Raw genomic sequence first — 18,480 nt, 5'->3', positions numbered from 1 at the left:
ATCAGGTCGAGGTGGCCATGGACATGACGGCCAAACAAGGCGATCACGGTTCCGGCCTGCTGACGACGGGGAGCGTTCCTCCTCACCGGCCGGCATGTGGGGTCGGCGCACTGGGGGGCTCATGCCACAGAACATCGCTTTCGATCTGCCGTTTTCACTTCGCGTCAGCCCGGACATGGAAGCTGCCCGGTCCCGCAACCTCGCGTGGGTCCGCGACCACGGGCTGGTGGGCGGTGAGCGGTCGATGGACTGGTACGCCTCGTGGGACATGCCCCGGCTCGCCGCTTACGGCTTCCCTGACGCCACCGGCTCCGGGCTGAGCCTGTGCACCGACGCCATGGCGTTCTTCTTCGTCTTCGACGACCAGTTCGACGGCCCACTGGGCCTTGCACCCGACCGTGCCGCCCGGGTGTGCCAGGGCCTGATCGACATCGTCCACGGAGCCGCACCGCGCCACGGCGACGGTCCCTGCGCGAGCGCCTTCGCCGACCTGTGGCGCCGCAGCACCGACGGCGCCCCGGCCGGCTGGGCGGCGCGGGTCGCCTACGAGTGGGAGTACTACTTCGCCGCCCACGCCCACGAGGCCGTGAACCGGCGCCGCGGGACACCGCTCGACATGGAGCAGTACCTCCAGGTCCGCCGGGGCGTCGCGGCGACCGCGCTACCGGTGTCACTGGGAGAACGCGCTGCGGGCATCACCGTCCCGCCGGCCGCCTTCCATAGCCCGCAGCTGAGGATCATGCGGGAGATCGCCATCGACATCACGCTCATGTGCAACGACGTGTACTCCCTGGAGAAGGAGGAGGCGCGCGGGGACATGGACAACCTCGTCCTCGTCATCGAACACGCCCAGCACCGCACCCGCGACGAAGCCCTGGTCGCCGCCCAGGAGGAGGTTCACCGGCGCTGCACCCGCTTCCAGCAGCTCGCCCGCGAGGTCCCCGCCATGTGCGCAGACCTCGCGCTGCCCGCCTCGCAGCGGGCCGGCGTGGACGCCTACGTCGATGTCATGACTGCCTGGATCAGCGGCTACCACGTCTGGGAGACCGAGACCCTCCGCTACACCACGGCGCTGGATGCCCTTCCCAGGTCCGGCCCCGGCTACTTCGAGAACGTCCTGGGGGATGATGCCTCACATGTCCCGCCACCGGTCACATGATGGCGCTCGCCGATGGCGTGCCGCCGAAGACGTCCTGATGATCTAGCGGCTTCGCCTCGCTGGCCGGGATAACCCCGCAACGCCCGCCGCCGCAGACGCCCGTGACAAGCTGCTGGCAGCCATCGGCGCCGAGGTCCAACTCGTCGCGGAGAAGTCACCCGGCCAGGGGGCATCGCCGGCCACCACCCTCGACGGCCGGGGCCCGGCGCCGATCACCCTGCAATAGGGTGGCGCCACTGTTGGCGAATTGGGCAGGGACGGTGCTGGTGGGGTGTCACGCCCGCGCTCATCGGACACGGATCCGCGCAACCATGTCCGGCAAGTGACGTCATCCTGACAATTAGTCATGGAAGGTTCCCTGAGGGTCGGCATGGGGCCGACCGGTAAGGGGAGAGCGACATGGCTGAGCAGTTCACGCCCGACTCAAAGGGGCCGGCCCCGGTCACGATCAATAGCCCGGCGACGGAGGTGAAGCCCGAGGGCACGCCGACGCTGACCCCCACCTACGTGGACGGGGTTCCTGTCCTGTCCCTCGGAAACTTCACCTTCGTCCGCGGCTTCACCGCGGAGAACGTCGACTCGATCGGGTTCGTCGTCCGCAGATGGACCCAGTGCTCCGCTGGGAAGTCGTAGAACGCCGGCAACTCGTCCCGGTCCTCGGAGTTCTTCGCGACCGCGTTCGGCCACTTGGTCCCGTAGGAGCGGGCGAACGCCTCGACCGCCCGCTCTGCGTGGGCCCCGTCCTCGGCGTTGTAAATCTCCTGCATCGCCCTCGTCGCGCCGGGTTGCGCGGACTTCGCCTTGTCGTCGACTGCGACCTGGAACGGCGGGCGACCCCCATCGACAGGTACCCGGCCCATCATCTGGCCCGGACTCCGCTCGGCTGCCGTGCCCGCACTCGGCGCCGAGCGGAGCTCTGCCCGGGCGCGGCACCCGATGCCTGCGCGTCGAGGTGGCTACGGCTTGGGCACGCCCGCAAACGGGTTGGTGATCTGGGCGTGTCCGTCGAAGAGGAAGAGCGGGTCAAAGGCCGCTGTCGTGCCGGGACCGAAGGCGTTGGTGAAGGCAGCTTCGCCCGGCGCAGCGAGCTTGAGAGGGATGTTCTTGGTGTCGACGGTGGTTGGGGTGAAGGAAACGAGGTCGAGCGCGACCGGGTAGTGGAAGAAGTCAACGTGCGTGGCGGCTGCGCCGTCTTGGGCGACGTCCGCGCTGGTGGAGCCTTCACCGAGCTTGATGTGGATGTTGAGGTTGGTCACATCGAGACGGTGCTCGGAGCTGGCGAAGCGCATGCCTCCCTGGAAGGGGCCCCCGCCACTGGAGAGGTCGGAAGCCAGGGTGCCGGAGCCGCGCAGGGTGACGCAGTTGCCCGTGCGCGTGGCGGGGGCGATGGCTTCGAGCGTCACGTTCTGGGCTGCCAGGGTGTGTTCCGCGTTGGGCGACAGGCAGAAGGTGCCGCTGCCGCGGATGGGGAGGTCGGCGCCGATGGCGCCTGCCTGAGCGGTGATGCCAAGGGCTGTCGCGGTGAGGAGAGTGAGGACGACGGTGCGCTTCTTGGAGGTGAAGATCTTCATGTCCAGTTAACGACTGCGTCCCGGGGCTGGACCTGCGGTATCGGCCGTGATCACTCGTACGCGTTACCGCTCCGGGAGCGGAGTGCGGGGCGGGCGCCCGTCGGCTTGGCAGGATGGTTGCGCGGTGTCTACGGGATGCACAGGCGGACGTTGCGTGCGAGGGCTTCGAGGGCTGCTTCTCGGGTGAGTTGGGACGGCAGCAGGCGGTCCAGGTGGCAGGGAAGTGGCGGGTGCTCGGGGGGTTGGAAGCCGAGTTGGGCGATGCGGGCCAGGCCGTGGCTGCGGCGGTGGGTGGCACTGGGCGGGGCAAGGAGCGGCCGGGTGGGGCGGCCGGTTTCGGTGAGGTGGTCGAGGCAGGCGCGTTCCATGTCGGCGGCCGTCAGCCGGGCCTGGCCGGCGGTGGCCCAGTGGAGGGTGGCCGCGGAGGTGTCGCCACGGAGGAGGGCGTCGGTCAGGGCCGTGAGGTAGTCGGTCAGCATTTCGATGGGCAGGACGTCGCACCAGTGGTCAGGGTTGACGGGCAGTCCTCCGGCACGGTCCTGCAGCAGGGCGGTGAGCAGGGCGTGGGGGAACTGGTGGCGGGGTGGGGCGGTGGCGTTGCGTGCGGCGAACAGTAGTGCGGGGCGGACGATGGCGACGGGCTGGGTGCAGTGGGCGGCGAGTTCTTCGGCGCGGCGTTTTGAGGTGCTGTAGGCGCGCATGGAGCGGGCGGCCAGGTCCTCGCCGGGGGTTTGGAACGCTGCTGCGGCGGAGGAGAGCAGCAGGACGGGTACGCGTGCCTCCTCGGCCAGGCGCAGGATGCGGCGGGTGCCCTCGGCGTTGATGGTGTCAAAGGCGGTGAGGTCGGGCGGAGCCATGGCCGCGAGGCCTGCGCAGTGCACGATCACGTCGATTGATGCTGCCAGTTCTCGGCGCTGGCTGGTGTTCATGCCCAGGTCTTCGGCGGTGAGGTCACCTGTCACGCACGCCACCGGGGCATCGGGCCGTCGATGGCGGACGAGTGCGGTGACGTGGTGGCGTGCGGCGAAGGCGGGCAGGAGGCTCGACCCGATCACCCCTGTGGACCCGGTGAGCAGGACGGTGGGGCGGCAGGGGAGCATGCGGGCACCTCAGATCGTGACTGGGGGGGTGTGGCGGTATGTGCGTGTCAGGGGCAGGTGGCAGCGGCCAGTTCGGCTACGGCGCGTTGCCACAGGTTGGGCAGGTCGCGCACGTGCTGGTGCTGTTCCTGGGCGGTGATGGAGAGGGTGGCGCAGCTGTGGAGGTAGAGCAGGACGCTGGAGAAGAGGTGCCCGGCAGCCAGCGCGGGCATGGCGATGCCGGCGGTGACCGGTGAGTTGTTGAAGGCCATGGGCCTGGGGGCGCTGAGGAGGGTGACGCCGGCGAGGGAGTCACCGGGGGTGAGGGAGGCCGCGATGTGCTGCCACAGCAGGTGGTGCGGCATGCGGTCCAGGAGCCTGCGGGTGCGCTCCCGGGGCCAGACGGTCGTTCGCTGGACGACGAGGGCCAGCCGGTGCGCGGGCTTGGGTTCGTCGACGGGCAGGAGCATGCGCGTGTATCCCAGGCGGTTGCCGCGGTCCTGGCGCTCATGGCGCAGGCGCACGCTGAAGGGGACGCGTACGGGGGCCGGCTGGTCGCGTTCGGTGGGGGGCAGCCAGGCGCGCAGGGCTCCGGCCAGAGCAGCGAGGTAGATGTCGTTCAGGGAGGCGCCCGTGGTGCGGACGATGGCGCGCATCGCGTCCAGGGGGGCATCTGCTGTTGCCAGCAGGCGGTTGCCGACGGGGTCGGGCGCACTGGCCCCCGGGGCTGCGCCGTGGCGGGCTCCGCTGAGCGGGACGGGGGCGTGGGGGTCGAGCAGGCGCTTGATGGTGTGGGCGGTCGCCACCCCGTCCTGGGCGGCATGGTGGACGCGGTAGGCCAGCAGGAACTCGCCGTCGCGTTCGGTATCGCCGAGCCACAGGCCCCAGCGTGGCCGGTCGTCCCAGACGGGCTGGTTGGCGAGCATCTGCGCCCAGCGCCACAGGTCGGCGGACCGGTCAAGGATGTGGACGTGGCGGCTGGCGTCGAAGGCGCTGTCCGGGTGCCAGGCTTCTACGCCGGCCGGCCCGTCCAGGCGCTCTGCGAGTGCCGGCAGTTGAGGCAGTCGGGCATTGACAAGGGCAGCGATCTGGGCGAGGTCGGGCTTGGGCCCTCTCAGTCTCAGCGTGAGGCCCACGACGAAGCCGTCATCGGGATACCGGCGCGACCATTCGAGCATCGCGCGGTCCTGGTGGGCAGGAAACTCTGCGCCCGCGGGGACAGCCTTCACACCCTGTGTCGTGGCCATGCCGGCACCAGCAGGTGTGGGTCCAGGGCCGGCGTCGCCTTCCCGGGCGTGATCTTGCTGGGCTGGCGGCCTGGCCGTTGTCACGGACACCTCGGGGTGATGACTGTCAGGGCCCGGCGCCTGCGTTCCGCCTGATCCGATGCTGGTTGGCGCACTCACACATACTCCGATCGCGAACGTGTACTCAAGGGGCCGGCCGTGACACCGATGGAACGACCGCAGGTGGGCATTGGATGCGCCCAGATCGACGGCGGCCGGTGAGGCAGACACGAGAGCGTGCGCGCTTCGGGACGGCTCGGGACGCCGTGACAGCTGCGCCAAAGGACTTCTTCAGGACGAGTACGCCTCACCGCAGTCGGGTCCTGCGGATCCGTGCCTTTCGCGCGTGGTGTCCGTTGGACTCCTCGGCACCACTCGTTCAGTCCGGCAATGGAGACAATCCTCATGTTCGACAAGCTCGTCGCAATGTTGTTCGAGATCGGCATCGACACCTCGCACGTCACCGCACAAACCACCTTCCGCCAGCTGGAGATGGACTCGCTGTCCCTGACCGAGCTAGCCGTCATCGCCGCCGAAGAGGTCGGTGCCGGCGCCGACGGCATGACCCTCGACACCACCCTGGACGAGGCCGCGCAGCAACTCGCGCACGCTGCCCAGCCGCAGCAGGCGTAGACCATGACACCGCACAGCTTTACGACCGCTCCCAGGCCGTTCACCGCTCTCCCCGGTCCGGGCGCAGGGACCCGGACCGCGCGACATCACCAGTGCCAGGTGCTCTTCCACCCTCTCTCGCAGGCGGTCTCCGCAGCCCCCGTGGCCCCGTGCACGCCGGCACCGGCGTCAGCGCCGATGCTGTTGCCGGCCCGGCAGCCATTGCCGCCCGGCGGGGACACCCCTGTGGGCCTTGGCCACCTGGCGGCAGGCGAAGGCGGTGTGCGATGAACAGGCCTGAGATCGCCGTTACAGGACTGGGAATGCTCACTCCCGCCGGCAACGGCGCGCAAGCCACCTGGACAGGGGTCCTGGACGGTAAGTCGACGGCCGCCGCCAGCGAACAGCTAGCCGGTCTACCCGTCGATTTCTGCTGCTCCCTGCCCCCCTTCGACCCCGCCGACACGCTCGGCCGCCGTACCGCGCACCGCCTGGACCGCTCCAGCCAGCTCGCCGTCATCGCCGTCCAAGAAGCCCTGCGCGACGCAGGCCTTGACCCCGCCACCTGGGACGGTGCCCGCGTAGGGGTCGTTATCGGCTGCGGAGTGGGTGCTTCACACACCTGGGAGACTCAGGGCAGGAAGCTGCACGAGTTCGGGCCCCGGCGGGTCTCACCGCTGCTGCTGCCGATGATCGGCCCCAGCACCCCCGCGGGCGAGGTCGCCCTCGCGTGCGGCGCCCAGGGGCCGAGCCTGGCCACCGGGACCGCCTGCGCCTCCGGCGCGACAGCGATCGTGATCGCGCGCGACCTGCTCACTTCCCGGCAGTGCGATGTGGTCATCGCGGGCGGTACCGAAGCGTGCAACACGCCCCTGATCGTGACCGGTCTCGCCCAACTCGGCGCACTCTCCAGCCGCTGTGACGATCCCGCATCGGCATCCCGTCCCTTCGATGCGGCACGTGACGGATTCGTCCTAGGCGAAGCCGCCGCGGTTCTCATCCTCGAACGCGCCGAGGACTCAATCGCCCGTCGGCATCGTCCCCGAGCCCTGCTCGCCGGCTGCGGATCCTCTACCGACGCCTACCACCCCACAACACCCCACCCCGAAGGGCGCGGCATCGAAGCGGCCATGCGTACCGCTTTGACTGACGCAGGGCTCCGCGCAAGCGACATCGGCTACGTCAACGCGCACGGCACCTCGACCCGACTCAACGACACCGTCGAAGCCCACACCGTGCACAACGTGTTGCCGCACGGCCCGTACGTGACGTCTACCAAAGGCGTACTCGGGCACTCCCTCGGCGCCACCGGCGCCGTCGAAGCCGCCCTTACCGTCCTGAGCATCCAGCACGCACTCATCCCACCCACCGCCAACCTCGAAACCCCGGACCAGGACATCGACCTCAACCTCGTCACCCGAACCGCGGTGAAGCAGCGTGTGGGAGCGGCCCTCAGCAACTCCTTCGGGTTCGGCGGCCACAACGTCGTCCTCGCCTTCCACGGCCCGTGAGCTTGTCCTACCTTAGAATCAGCACTGGTGTCATGTGATGGCGCACAAGTCCGCCGCGTGAGGTCGGTCGGCTGGTTGGAGTTGGTACGCCGACGGTCCTGCGGTGGCGGGCAGACCGGGTAGGGCGAGGCAAGCGTGCCAGCGGCCAGAGTGCTTGCTGGCCCTGGCCGGCGAGCTGGACTCGGACGACGCTTGGCTGTGAGGCCCGGTCCGAGCGCGTGCCCGTGCTGCTGATCACGGTAATGGGTGAGCTCGTTGGCGCGGCACCGTCCTCGGAGGTCCGCACGAGCGGGCACCGTCGCGGTTGCGCGAGTATTCGGGACTTCCGGCCGTCTTTCTCTCGGGTGCCCCGGGCTCCGGAGCCCGGTTGCCGACGCGGGTGCGCCGCCACAACCGGGGGTCCACGGCGGGCACTACACAGAACTCCCGCGGAGATCGAACCCAGTGCACTCTCATTTCACATCGCGAGCGTCAGAACAATCGGCGCGAGTCGGCGGCCTGGCGTTTCCGCAGGTCAGAGCTTTGCTGGCCTGCGGAACCCATGAGAGACGGATTCGCGTTTCCGCAGGTCAGAGGCATGCCTAGCAGTCGTAGTAGAGCTCGAACCCGTGTGCATCGGGAGTTGGAGCACACGTCAGTTGTCCACGTCGAACACCACGGTGACGGGAGCATGGTCGGACCAGCGTTCGGCGTGGGTGGCGGCGCGTTCGACGTAGGCTTCGACGGCCTTGGCGGCGAGGGCGGGGGTGGCGACCTGGAGGTCGATGCGCCAGCCGGTGTCGTTGTCGAAGGCGCGGCCGCGGTAGGACCACCAGGTGTAGGGGCCGGTGCGGTCGGGGTGGAGGGCGCGGACGACGTCGACGTAGCCGGCCTCGTCGTAGACGCGGGAGAGCCAGGCGCGTTCCTCGGGGAGGAAGCCGGCGGACTTCTGGTTGGCCCGCCAGTTCTTGAGGTCCTCGGGGCGGTGGGCGATGTTCCAGTCGCCGCAGACGACGACCTCGCGGCCGTCGGCGGCGGCGCGGGCGCGCAGGGCGGTGAGGTGGACGAGGAATTCCGCCATGAAGCGTTCCTTCTCGTCCTGGCGGTCGGTGCCGACCTCGCCGGAGGGGAGGTAGAGGCTGGCGACGGTCAGCCCGGGCAGGTCGATTTCGACATACCTGCCCGAATTGTCGAATTCAGCGGAGCCGAATCCGACCACCGTGCGCTGCGGCTCCTGGCGGGAGAGGACGGCGACGCCCGCCCGGCCCTTGGCGGCGGAGGGGGCCCAGACCGCGTGCCAACCGTCCAGGTCGCGCAGCTCGACGGGTAGTTGTCCGGGCTCGGAGCGCACTTCCTGCAGGCAGACCACGTCGGCCTCGGTCCCGGCCAGCCATTCGACGAAGCCCTTCTTGGCCGCTGCCCGGATTCCGTTCACGTTCACACTCGTCACCACGATCACTCGGGCAGCCTACCGACTGGCCGTTGCCGGGCCGAACGGCGACGCGCGGACCCGCCGTCCGCGGCGGATGGTGACAGTGGCTGACAGGAGCTGTCGTGAACGCGGCATGAATATGGGTGACGGCCCCATCAAGCCCCGCCATTGGTCTTGACCATCTCCGGACGGAGCACCTAGGGTCACTTACTGCAAGGACCTTTAATAAAGAAGGACGGATAAAGGCCCGCTCTCCCACCTGCCGCAACAGCGGACAGCGGGCCCGGGGTCCGCCCTTTTCGTCGCAGGGCGGACAGACAGCAGGGTGGAGGACGCGGTGGGAACGACAGGACAGCTTTCTGCGGTGCCGGAGCCGAAGTACTGGCACCTGCGCACGGTGCTGCTGCGGGCCATCGACTCGGAGTTCTCCACCGGGCAGGTGCTGCCCAACGAGCGCGAGCTCTCGGCCCGCTTCGGCGTCGCCCGGGCCACGCTGCGCCAGGCGCTGGACCAGCTGGAGTTGGAGGGCCGGCTGGTGCGCCGCCGGGGGATCGGCACCCTGATCGCCGCCCCGCGGGTCGGCGTCCCGGTCAACCGGCAGGAGGAGGGCTGGCCCGGCACCGCGCGCAGCCAGGCCTGGCGGACGGTCGACTGCGCCACCGCCCCCGCCTCCGCGCAGCTGGCGAAGGACCTCGGCATCGCCGAGGGCGCCACGGTGCACACCGTGCGCCGGGTCCGCATGGTGGAGGGCCGCGCGATGGCCACCGAGTCGCTGCACGTCCCGGCCGCCGCCCTGCCGCACCTGCCGGGCTTCCGCGCCGAGAGCGACCGCGCCCGTTCGGTGCTGCGTCAGCTGGAGCGCCTGGAGGTGGACGGCGAGTCCCGCTCGGTCGAGCTGGGCGTCGCCGAGGCCGAGCAGGCCGCCCTGCTGGAGCGCCCGCCCGGCTCGCCGGTCCTGGTGATGACCACCCAGTACGCCTCGGCCGGCCGGCTGGTGGCGCTGGCGGTCTCCACCTACCGCGCGGACACCTGCAAGCTGACCTTCGGTGAGGCCGGACTCGTCGAGGTCACCCCGGTCGGCGCGACGGCCGAGGTCCGTACCGCCTCCTGAACCATTCTCCGGAAAACCCTCAGGCCGAGGCCCGGGCGCCAACTGGCGTCCGGGCCTTCGCCGTTGAGTGGGATGCATGGGCCATGGGGCGGCCGCGGGCCGGCGGCCGCCCGGGCGTCGGGCGTCGGGCGTCAGGCCCGGGGCGGGTCCACCGCGAAGAGCTGCTCCTCGACGTGGTCGAGGGCGACGCGCAGGGCGCCCATCGCCACCACCTCCGAGCCGAGGGCCGCCAGGGCGACCTCGGGCGCGCGCAGGGTGAACTGGGCCAGGCGTTCGCGCAGCGGGTCCAGGACACCGTCGAGGCCGGCCGCCCAGCCGCCGATCACCACCAGCTGCGGGTCGATGGCCAGCACGAGCGCGGCCACCCCCTGGACGAGACGGGTGAGGAAGCGGTCCATGGCGACCTTGGCGACCTCGTCGCCCTCCCGGGCCAGCCTCAGCACCCGGGCCACCGCCGCCTCGTCCAGCGGGTTGAGGGGCTTTCCGGTGGTGGACAGCAGGCGCTCGGGGGTGACCTCCTGGCCGAGCAGGTGCAGGGCGCCGATCTCGCCGGCCGCGCCGCCGAAGCCGCGGTGCAGCCGACCGCCGATGAGGGAGCCGGCGCCCGGGCTGAGGCCGGCCATCACGAAGACGACGTCGTCGGCGCCGACCGCCGACCCCTGCCAGTGCTCGGCGATGGCGGCCAGGTTGGCGTCGTTCTCGATCATGACCGGGCAGCGGAAGGAGCGCCGCAGCTTGGCGCCGAGGTCGAGCCCGGTCCAGCCGGGCATCGCGGTGCCCAGCTGGACGGTGCCCTCGCGGTCCACGATGCCGGGGGTGCCGATGCCGACCGCCCACAGGTTGTCGCGGGAGATGCCGGCCTTGCGCAGCACCTCGGCGACGGCGGTGCGGACGGCGGCGAGCCGGTCCTCGGCGTCGAGGGTCTCGTCCACCGGCTTGAAGTGACTGCCCACCACCTCGCCGGTGAGGTCGGCCAGGATGACCCGGATGTCGTGCACGCCGATCTCGATGCCGAGGATGTGCCCGGCCTCGGCGCGGAAGCGGAACCAGCGGGCCGGGCGGCCGCGGCGGCCGGGGCCCGGCTGGCCCTCCTCCCGCGGCTGCTCGACCTCGGCGACCAGTCCGGTCTCGACCAGGCCCTCGATCACGCCCTCGACCGTCGGCCGGGAGAGCCCGGTCTCTCCGACGAGCTGAGTGAGGGTCACGGAGTGGCCGTTGCGCAGCGCCCGGAGCGTGACCGCCGCGTTGATCCGCCGCAGCAGCGAGGAGTCTCCTCCGGTGAGCCGATCCGCCAATGCGATGCCCTTCGCCGTTCGCGCGACTGCCCTGGCGCGCGTGTCGAGTGCGCGGTGCCCACCGAATGGCCCGCGGGGGAGCGCCTCCGGAGAACGCGGCACGGCGGCGGGGGCCGCCTGCGCGAGGGCCGGAGGACAACCGGAGCCTACCCGGGGACCGGCCCGGGCGGCGAGGATCCTCGCAGCTCACCCAGGCTTCGGTATCGAAATGGTACGGATCGGGTGGCGGTGCGTGACCCGGACTTCACCGCTCGCCCACGGACGGCCCGCGCCCGGCGGCGGACGGGGCCGGTGTGACGGGTCGGGTCACCGACCGGACGGGGCGCACCGGCGGGAGCGGGCCGGGCCGAGCGAGCCGAGCGAACCGAACGAGCCCAGCGAGCTGAACGAGCCCACACGGCGCCAGGAGCCCACGGAGAGGGCGGACATCGCGGAGCCGATCGAGCCGATGGACGCGAACGAGCCGATCGAACCGATGGAAGCGGCCGACCCGATCGAGCCGATGGAGGTGAACGACCCGATCGAGCCGATGGACAGGAACGAGCCCACCGAACCGATCGAGAGGAAGGAGCCGACGGACCCGATCGAGAGGTTCGAGCCGATCGACGCGAGCGCGTCCACTGTGCGGAGAATCCGAGGCATGACCCCGATCGTAGCCAGCGGCGCCACCGGCCGCTGCTCGGTCCGTGCTGCTTGGTCCGTGCTGCGCGGTACGTGCCGGCCGCCCGGCCTGTCGTGCCCGGGCCATCCGCGGGTCAGTCCACCCGGGCCGCGAACAGCCGTTGTCCCAGCAGGCCCAGCGGGTGCCCGTCCTCGGGGAGGGTCAGCACCGTCGGGCAGCCCGCGGCGGCCAGTGCCGACCGCCAGTGCTCCGCCGGTCGGGCGGTGGGGCCGTGGGCGTCGCCGGTGATCAGCAGGTCGAGCTGTTCGGCGGTGGGCGCGAGCAGCAGCAGCCGGCCACCGGGCGAGAGCAGCCGGACCAGCGCCGGGAGTTCGGGCTCCGGCCGTCCGGTCACGGTGGCGACGACGAGGTGGTAGCGGCCGCCGTCGGGGGCGGGGTGGTGCTCGGTGGCCTGCCGGGGGCGGGCGGCGAGGGCGCGGGCGACGGCGGGCTCGCCGGCCTCGGGGCCGAGTTCGAGGACGCGCAGCGGCCCGGGCCCGTCGTGGGCCCCGGCGGCGCCGCGCACCAGCGCGTCGAGGGCGGCGTCGAGGAAGTCGCGGGCGGCGGCCGAGCGGACCGGGGCGGCGGCCGGCCGGGGAGCCTCCTGGCCGGTGATCAGCCGGGGCAGCCGCAGGGCGTCGCGCCGGACCCGGTCCAGGGCGGCCGCCGGGCCCAGGCCGTCGGCCCAGGCCTCGACGACCGGGCGCCAGACCTCCCGGACCTCGGCGGCGTCCGGCCCGGGCCCGCCGCGGTAGACCGGGCCCCCGGCGCCGCCGTCCTGGCGGGTGATCAGGCCGTGCCGGGCGAGTGCGTCCAGCCAGCGGGAGACCCGGGGTCGCTGGGCGGGGGTGACCATGGCCGCGGCCAGCACCTCGGCCTCGGGGTGGCCGCGCGCGGGGTCGGTGAGCACACCGCTCTGCTGGAGGGTGTGCAGCAGAGCGGTGAGCACGGCCCGGTCGAGCCGGGTGCCGAAGTCGCGGACCTGCTCGGCGGTGACGCCGATGCCGTGCTTCCAGGCGGCGGCCGAGGCGCTCTCGGCGTCGGCGCGCAGCCGGCGGTCGGCGGCCTCGGCGCTGCTGTCCGGGGCGCGGACGTGGGCGAGGACGGCGCCGAGCGCGTCGACGGCCGCGTACACGTCCTCCTGCCGGGGTTCGGGGCCGACGTGCAGGACCAGGCGCAGCGAGCCGAGGTCGTGGGTGCCCGGAGCAGGGGCACCCGGATCGCTGCCACCGGGATCGCCGGCACCGTCAGCCCCGCCGCCGGGACCGCCGGCACCGTCATCCCCGCCGGCGGGATCGCCGGCGGCGGTGTCCCGGGCGCCGAGGCCGGGCTGCCGGCTGAGCCGCCAGAGCAGGGCGGACGGCAGGCTGAGGTGGGTGGTCCGGGCGGCGGCGACGGCGGCGAGCAGCTGCTCGGGGTGCTGCTCGGGGTCCCCGCAGTGGACGGTGCCGCCGGCCAGCAGGGTGGCGAGGGCGAGGTCGACGGCGAGGTCGGTGACGGGGTGCAGCACGGTGTGCCGGATCGGGGGCGTGCCGAGGACGCCGGCCCAGTGGCGCAGCCGCTGTTCGGCGGCGCGGGCGGCGGAGGGCGGCAGCGCCGCGTGCTCGGCGACCCGCTGGGCCAGGGCCCGGGGCAGGCCGCCCGGCGGGGAGACGCCGAGCAGCAGGCCGATGCCGCTGATCGCGCGCCCGTCGGCGACGACGGCGGGCCGGTCGCCGAGTTCACGCAGCGCGCTGACCAGGGCGGAAGTCGTGGGCACGGTGATCACTCCGGGGTGCGGGGCGGAAACCGCACTACTGAACCACGGGGGTGGGGCGGGGAAGGTCGGTAGCAAGTCAAGTTTCTGTAATGATTTTCATATCGGACAACCAAGCTGCCGGGGCGAAGTCGCCTCGAAGCGGTCGGAACGGTGCATTCCGGAGGGTCTGTGCGATCCCTTGACAGGTGGTTCGGGTACTGGATCAATGGAGCGGAGGCGGACCTGACCGAACGATCGGTCGGCGATCCGTACGGGCAGAGCAGCGAAGGAGCGATGATGACCGGCACCGTACCCGTCCCGCGCCGACACCTCGGGGAGCCGCTCCCACCGGAGCTCCTGGACGCCGGCGAGCGGATGGGTCCGGACGAACTGCGCGCCCACCAGCTCACCCGGCTGCGGGCCACCCTGCGGCACGCGTACGACAACGTCGAGCTCTACCGCCGCAAGTTCGACGCCGCCGGGATCCGCCCCGAGGACTGCCGCACCCTGGACGACCTCGCCCGCTTCCCCTTCACCACCAAGGCCGACCTGCGCGAGGGGTACCCCTTCGGCATGTTCGCCGTCCCGATGGAGCAGGTCCGCCGGATCCACGCCTCCAGCGGCACCACCGGGCTGCCGACCGTGGTCGGCTACACCGACGGCGACCTCTCCATGTGGGCCGACGTGGTCGCCCGCTCGATCCGCGCGGCCGGCGGCCGCCCCGGCCACAAGGTGCACATCGCCTACGGCTACGGGCTGTTCACCGGCGGCCTGGGCGCGCACTACGGCGCCGAGCGGGCCGGCTGCACCGTCATCCCGGCCTCCGGCGGCATGACGGCCCGCCAGGTGCGGCTGATCCTGGACTTCGAACCCGAGATCATCATGGTCACCCCGTCCTACCTGCTGACGCTGCTGGACGAGTTCGAGAAGCAGGGCATCGACCCGCGCGGCACCTCGCTGCGGATCGGCATCTTCGGCGCCGAGCCGTGGACGGAGGAGATGCGGCGCGAGATCGAGGAACGGCTCGACCTGCACGCCGTCGACATCTACGGCCTCTCCGAGGTGGTCGGCCCCGGCATCGCGCAGGAGTGCGTGGAGACCAAGGACGGGCTGCACATCTGGGAGGACCACTTCTACCCGGAGGTCGTCGACCCGTTCACCGACGAGGTACTGCCCGAGGGCGAGGGCGGCGAACTGGTCTTCACCTCGCTCACCAAGGAGGCGCTGCCGATCATCCGCTACCGCACCCGCGACCTCAGCCGGCTGCTGCCCGGCACCGCGCGGCCGGCCTTCCGGCGGATGGAGAAGGTCACCGGGCGCAGCGACGACATGATCATCCTGCGCGGGGTGAACGTCTTCCCGACCCAGATCGAGGAGATCCTGCTGCGCACCCCGGCCGTCGCGCCGCACTTCCAGCTGCGGCTCGGCCGGCAGGGGCGGCTGGACCACATGACCGTCCGGGTGGAGGCCCGGCCGGACGCCTCCGCCGAGCAGCGGGAGGCGGCGCGGGCGGAGATCGTCCGCGCGGTGAAGGACGGGGTCGGGATCACCGTCGCGGCCGAGGTGGTGGACCCGTACACGCTGGAGCGCTCGGTCGGGAAGATCAGGCGGGTGGTGGACGAACGGGGGTGACGGGGCCTTCGGCCGACCGGTCCGGGCCGGCCGGCCGACCGCTCCGGGCCGACCGGGCGAGCTGCCCGGGCCGACCGCTGCGCCCGAGCCGCCGAGCGACTCCGGTGTCCGGGAGCACCCCCGTACGGCTCTATGCTGCGGGGCATGCCGAGTGAGCTGCGCACGCTTCAGCCGGCCGACGACCTCGCCTTCATCCGGCGGGAGACCGAGCTGAAGCCCGTCCCCTTCGTGCCCGAGATCAGCCTGCACATGGCCGAGGACGCCATCGCCCTGTGGGAGACCACCGAGCGGGCGCGCGGGGAGGCCGGGTTGCCGCCGCCGTTCTGGGCCTTCGCCTGGGCGGGCGGCGTGGCGGTCGCCCGCTACGTCCTGGACCACCCCGAACTCGTCGCGGGCCGCACGGTGTTGGACGTCGCGTCCGGCTCGGGGCTGGTCGGGGTGGCCGCCGCGCTGCGCGGGGCGACGCAGGTGCGCGCGGCCGAGATCGACGCCTACGCGGTGGCCGCGATCGGGCTGAACGCCGAGGCCAACGGGGTGCGGGTGGACGGCGCCCTGGTGGACCTGGTGGACGGCGACGGCGGGCCCGCCGAGGTGGTGCTCGCGGGCGACGTCTTCTACGAACGGGCCATGGCGGCCCGGTTCCTGCCGTTCCTGGAGCGGGCCGCGGCGCGCGGCGCGACCGTCGTCGTCGGCGACCCGGGCCGGGCCTACCTGCCCCGGGAGCGGTTCACCGCGGTGGCGGCGTACCAGGTGCCGGTGGTCGCGGACCTGGAGGACACCGCGGTCAAGACCACCACCGTGTGGCGGCTCGGCTGACGGGCCGCCGGGTGGCGCGCCGTGGCCGTCCGGGCCGTGGAATTCCCGGCGGCGCGGCGGCGACGGCTGGTAGACAGGCGCGCATGACCGACCAGATCGCCCTGCGCGCCGCCGTCCCCGACGAGATCCCCGCCCTGCTCGCCCTCTGGGCCCGGGCCGCCAAGGGCACCAGCATCACGGACGACGAGGCGGGGGTGGCCGCCCTGCTCGCCCGGGACCCGGAGTGCCTGATCGTCGCCACCCCGGCCGAGGACCCGGCGACCGTCCTCGGCACGGTGATCGCCGGCTGGGACGGCTGGCGCTGCCACCTGTACCGCCTCGCCGTCGACCCCGGGCACCGCCGCCGGGGCATCGGCGCCGCGCTGCTGGCCGCCGCCGAGGAGCGCTTCGCCGCGCTCGGCGGGCGGCGGGCCGACGCGATGGTGCTGGACGACAACGCCCTGGGCCACCGGACCTGGCAGGCGGCCGGCTACGCGCCCGAGCCGCAGTGGAGCCGCTGGGTCAAGCCCCTGCCGGCCTGATGCGGGGGCGCCTGACCTGCGAGGAGTTCCTCCGGCGGCGCCGTGGCGGGACGTCGGGAGCGGGCGGGTTCCGCGGGTGGCGCAGGTTCGTGCGATCATGGTTACCGACTGGTAATCAGATGACGTCCGGTCATCGAGCCACGCACCCCAGCAAGGAGTCACCCAAGTGCGTCGACGCATTCCCGCCCTGGTCCTGACCGCCGCCCTGGCCGGCGGAGCCCTGGCGACGGTCGCGCAGGTCGCCACCGCCCAGCCCGCGGCGGCCGCCTCGGTCACCGCCGATCTCAAGCAGATGCGCCAGCAGGTCTACGAGCTGCGCCAGAAGGCGAAGCGGATGGACCACGAGGGCGAGAAGGAAGCGGCCCGCAGGGCCCGCGCCCAGGCCGACGCGCTGCAGCGCCGGATCGACGCGCTGGAGAAGGCGGACCGCGACGCCAGCCGCCACTTCTGACGGCCGCTCCGCGGTCGGCGCCGTTCCGGCTGCCCGACTGATCCAAAGGCCCCTGCTCCCGTCCTCGCCAGGACGGGAGCAGGGGCCTTGCCGGTGGAGCCCTCAGCCGCGCAGCCGGGCCAGCCAGGCCTCGACCTCGTCGGAGCGGCGCGGGAGGTCGGCGGAGAGGTTCTCGTTGCCGTCCTCGGTGACCAGGATGTCGTCCTCGATCCGCACCCCGATGCCCCGGTACTCCTCCGGCACCGTCAGGTCGTTCTCCTGGAAGTAGATGCCCGGCTCGACGGTGAGCACCATGCCCGGCCGGAGCGGGCCGTCGACGTGCTCCTCGGTGCGGGAGTGGGCGCAGTCGTGGACGTCGATGCCCAGCATGTGGCCGGTGCCGGCCAGGGTGAAGCGGCGGTGCAGGCCCAGCTCGTACACCTTGTCCGCGCCAAGGTCGCCGAACAGCCCCCAGGAGGTGAGGTGTTCGGCCAGCTCGCGCTGGGCGGCGTGGTGGAAGTCGCGGAACCGGCCGCCCGGCTTCACCGCGGCGATGCCGGCCTCCTGGGCCGCGTACACGGCGTCGTAGACCTTGCGCTGGATCCCGGTGAAGCGGCCGCTGACCGGCAGGGTGCGGGTGACGTCGGCGGTGTAGAGGTGGTTGGTCTCCACGCCCGCGTCGAGCAGCAGCAGGTCCCCGGGCCGGGCGTGGCCGTTGTTGCGCACCCAGTGCAGGGTGGTCGCGTGCGGGCCGGCGGCGGCGATGGTGCTGTAGCCCACGTCGTTGCCCTCGATCCGGGCGCGGACGAAGAAGGTGCCCTCGATCAGCCGCTCGGCGGTCTCGGTGTCGGTGCCGAGGACGCGCACCACGTCCTCGAAGCCGCGGGCCGTCGCCTCGCAGGCGAAGCGCAGCTCGGCGATCTCCCACTCGTCCTTGACCAGGCGCAGCCCGGACAGGAAGACCTCGAACTCCTCGTCCCGCTCGGCGTCCGCCCGGTCCGCGAGCGCCGCCTCCACGCCCGCGTCGTGGCGGCGCAGCACCCGCACCGGGCCGGTGGCGGCGCGCAGGTCGGCGCCGACGGCGCGCACGTCCCGGCAGGGCAGGCCGAACAGCCGCTCGCTCTCGGTCAGGCTGTTGCGGCGGCCGTCCCACAGCTCGCCGTGGCCGTCCAGCCAGAACTCGCCGTTGTCGGTGCGGGAGCGGCCGCGCAGGTAGAGCACGGCCTCGTGGCCGCTCTCCCCGGTCGGCGTGAGCACCAGGACACCGTCCTGGGACTGGTCGCCGGTCAGGTAGGCGTAGTCGGAGGAGGGGCGGAACGGGTAGTCGGTGTCGTTGGCCCGCACCTTGGGGTTGCCGGCCGGGACCACCAGCAGCTCGCCGGGGAAGGCGGCGGAGAGCTCCGCGCGGCGGCGGGCGGTGTGCGCGGCCTGCGGGACCGGCTCCAGGGTGGTGCGCTCGGTGTCGGCCCAGCCCCGCGTCATGCTCTCGGCGAGTTCGTCCGTGACGCCGCGGGTCAGGCCGTTCTTCCGGTACTTGATGGTCTCGGTGGGCTCGGCGGTCTCGGCGGGCTCGGTCACTGCGGTCTCCAGGTGAGGGTGAGGGAGGCGCGGTGCTTCGCTACGCTGCCCCGTCCATCGGTGTGCGTC

Annotated in this window: 16 protein-coding genes and 1 pseudogene; 8 read left to right on the top strand and 9 right to left on the bottom strand. The window is 72.3% G+C overall.

Going from position 1 to position 18,480, the window contains the following annotated elements:
* Positions 1–175: 175 nt before the first annotated feature.
* Complete coding sequence (locus ACZ5GH_RS02720) at positions 176–1,159, top strand: terpene synthase family protein (protein ID WP_464333284.1); 984 nt, start codon at positions 176–178, stop codon at positions 1,157–1,159.
* 542 nt (positions 1,160–1,701) lie between these two features.
* Here the strand turns inward: ACZ5GH_RS02720 and ACZ5GH_RS02715 are convergent.
* The 4 genes and pseudogenes from ACZ5GH_RS02715 to ACZ5GH_RS02700 all read right to left on the bottom strand — a co-directional run.
* Positions 1,702–1,956: pseudogene (locus ACZ5GH_RS02715) on the bottom strand (transposase); the annotation flags it as partial.
* Between the two features lie 159 nt (positions 1,957–2,115).
* Positions 2,116–2,730, bottom strand: coding sequence for a hypothetical protein (locus ACZ5GH_RS02710; protein WP_464333283.1), 615 nt, complete (start codon positions 2,728–2,730; stop codon positions 2,116–2,118).
* Positions 2,731–2,858: 128 nt separating this feature from the next.
* A complete protein-coding gene (locus tag ACZ5GH_RS02705) occupies positions 2,859–3,830 on the bottom strand; it encodes an SDR family oxidoreductase (protein ID WP_464333282.1) in 972 nt (323 codons plus the stop codon).
* Between the two features lie 47 nt (positions 3,831–3,877).
* Entirely contained in the window at positions 3,878–4,987 is a 1,110-nt protein-coding gene (locus ACZ5GH_RS02700; RefSeq protein WP_464333281.1) for a wax ester/triacylglycerol synthase domain-containing protein, read from the bottom strand.
* A gap of 513 nt (positions 4,988–5,500) precedes the next feature.
* Here ACZ5GH_RS02700 and ACZ5GH_RS02695 point away from each other — a divergent pair.
* The gene (locus ACZ5GH_RS02695) at positions 5,501–5,728 is read left to right on the top strand and encodes a phosphopantetheine-binding protein (protein WP_464333280.1); all 228 of its coding nucleotides are present in this window, start codon (positions 5,501–5,503) and stop codon (positions 5,726–5,728) included.
* Between the two features lie 266 nt (positions 5,729–5,994).
* Complete coding sequence (locus ACZ5GH_RS02690; RefSeq protein ID WP_464333279.1) at positions 5,995–7,218, top strand: beta-ketoacyl-[acyl-carrier-protein] synthase family protein; 1,224 nt, start codon at positions 5,995–5,997, stop codon at positions 7,216–7,218.
* A 634-nt stretch (positions 7,219–7,852) separates the two neighbouring features.
* Here ACZ5GH_RS02690 and ACZ5GH_RS02685 read toward each other — a convergent pair.
* Positions 7,853–8,647, bottom strand: a complete 795-nt coding sequence (locus tag ACZ5GH_RS02685) for an exodeoxyribonuclease III (protein WP_464336786.1) — start codon at positions 8,645–8,647, stop codon at positions 7,853–7,855.
* A 319-nt stretch (positions 8,648–8,966) separates the two neighbouring features.
* On the opposite strand from ACZ5GH_RS02685, the gene ACZ5GH_RS02680 reads away from it, so the two are divergent.
* Entirely contained in the window at positions 8,967–9,740 is a 774-nt protein-coding gene (locus tag ACZ5GH_RS02680; RefSeq protein WP_387748059.1) for a GntR family transcriptional regulator, read from the top strand.
* A 131-nt stretch (positions 9,741–9,871) separates the two neighbouring features.
* Here ACZ5GH_RS02680 and ACZ5GH_RS02675 read toward each other — a convergent pair whose 3' ends face one another.
* From ACZ5GH_RS02675 to ACZ5GH_RS02665, 3 genes are all read right to left on the bottom strand, one after another.
* Complete coding sequence (locus ACZ5GH_RS02675; protein ID WP_387747669.1) at positions 9,872–11,035, bottom strand: ROK family protein; 1,164 nt, start codon at positions 11,033–11,035, stop codon at positions 9,872–9,874.
* Between the two features lie 306 nt (positions 11,036–11,341).
* The gene (locus tag ACZ5GH_RS02670; protein ID WP_387747671.1) at positions 11,342–11,677 is read right to left on the bottom strand and encodes a hypothetical protein; all 336 of its coding nucleotides are present in this window, start codon (positions 11,675–11,677) and stop codon (positions 11,342–11,344) included.
* Between the two features lie 113 nt (positions 11,678–11,790).
* On the bottom strand, positions 11,791–13,455 hold the full coding sequence (locus ACZ5GH_RS02665) for a hypothetical protein (RefSeq protein WP_464333278.1): 1,665 nt from the start codon (positions 13,453–13,455) through the stop codon (positions 11,791–11,793).
* A 276-nt stretch (positions 13,456–13,731) separates the two neighbouring features.
* Between ACZ5GH_RS02665 and paaK the strand changes: the two genes are divergently transcribed.
* The 4 genes from paaK (at position 13,732) to ACZ5GH_RS02645 (ending at position 16,854) form a co-directional block, all read left to right on the top strand.
* Positions 13,732–15,066 (top strand): phenylacetate--CoA ligase PaaK, encoded by a 1,335-nt coding sequence (gene paaK, locus ACZ5GH_RS02660; protein ID WP_464333277.1) that lies wholly within the window; start codon positions 13,732–13,734, stop codon positions 15,064–15,066.
* A gap of 144 nt (positions 15,067–15,210) precedes the next feature.
* Entirely contained in the window at positions 15,211–15,882 is a 672-nt protein-coding gene (locus ACZ5GH_RS02655) for a class I SAM-dependent methyltransferase (protein WP_387747677.1), read from the top strand.
* 83 nt (positions 15,883–15,965) lie between these two features.
* The gene (locus tag ACZ5GH_RS02650; protein ID WP_387747679.1) at positions 15,966–16,403 is read left to right on the top strand and encodes a GNAT family N-acetyltransferase; all 438 of its coding nucleotides are present in this window, start codon (positions 15,966–15,968) and stop codon (positions 16,401–16,403) included.
* Positions 16,404–16,569: 166 nt separating this feature from the next.
* Positions 16,570–16,854, top strand: coding sequence for a hypothetical protein (locus ACZ5GH_RS02645; protein WP_387747681.1), 285 nt, complete (start codon positions 16,570–16,572; stop codon positions 16,852–16,854).
* A gap of 102 nt (positions 16,855–16,956) precedes the next feature.
* On the opposite strand, the gene ACZ5GH_RS02640 is transcribed toward ACZ5GH_RS02645, so the two are convergent.
* Positions 16,957–18,411: an aminopeptidase P family protein gene (locus ACZ5GH_RS02640; protein ID WP_387747683.1), complete on the bottom strand. Its 1,455-nt coding sequence runs from the start codon at positions 18,409–18,411 to the stop codon at positions 16,957–16,959.
* Positions 18,412–18,480: the final 69 nt, after the last annotated feature.

The organism is Kitasatospora sp. Xyl93, from assembly GCF_055383135.1.
The sequence above is the reverse complement of the archived record's forward strand: the minus strand, read 5'-3'. Positions and strand labels throughout refer to the sequence as shown.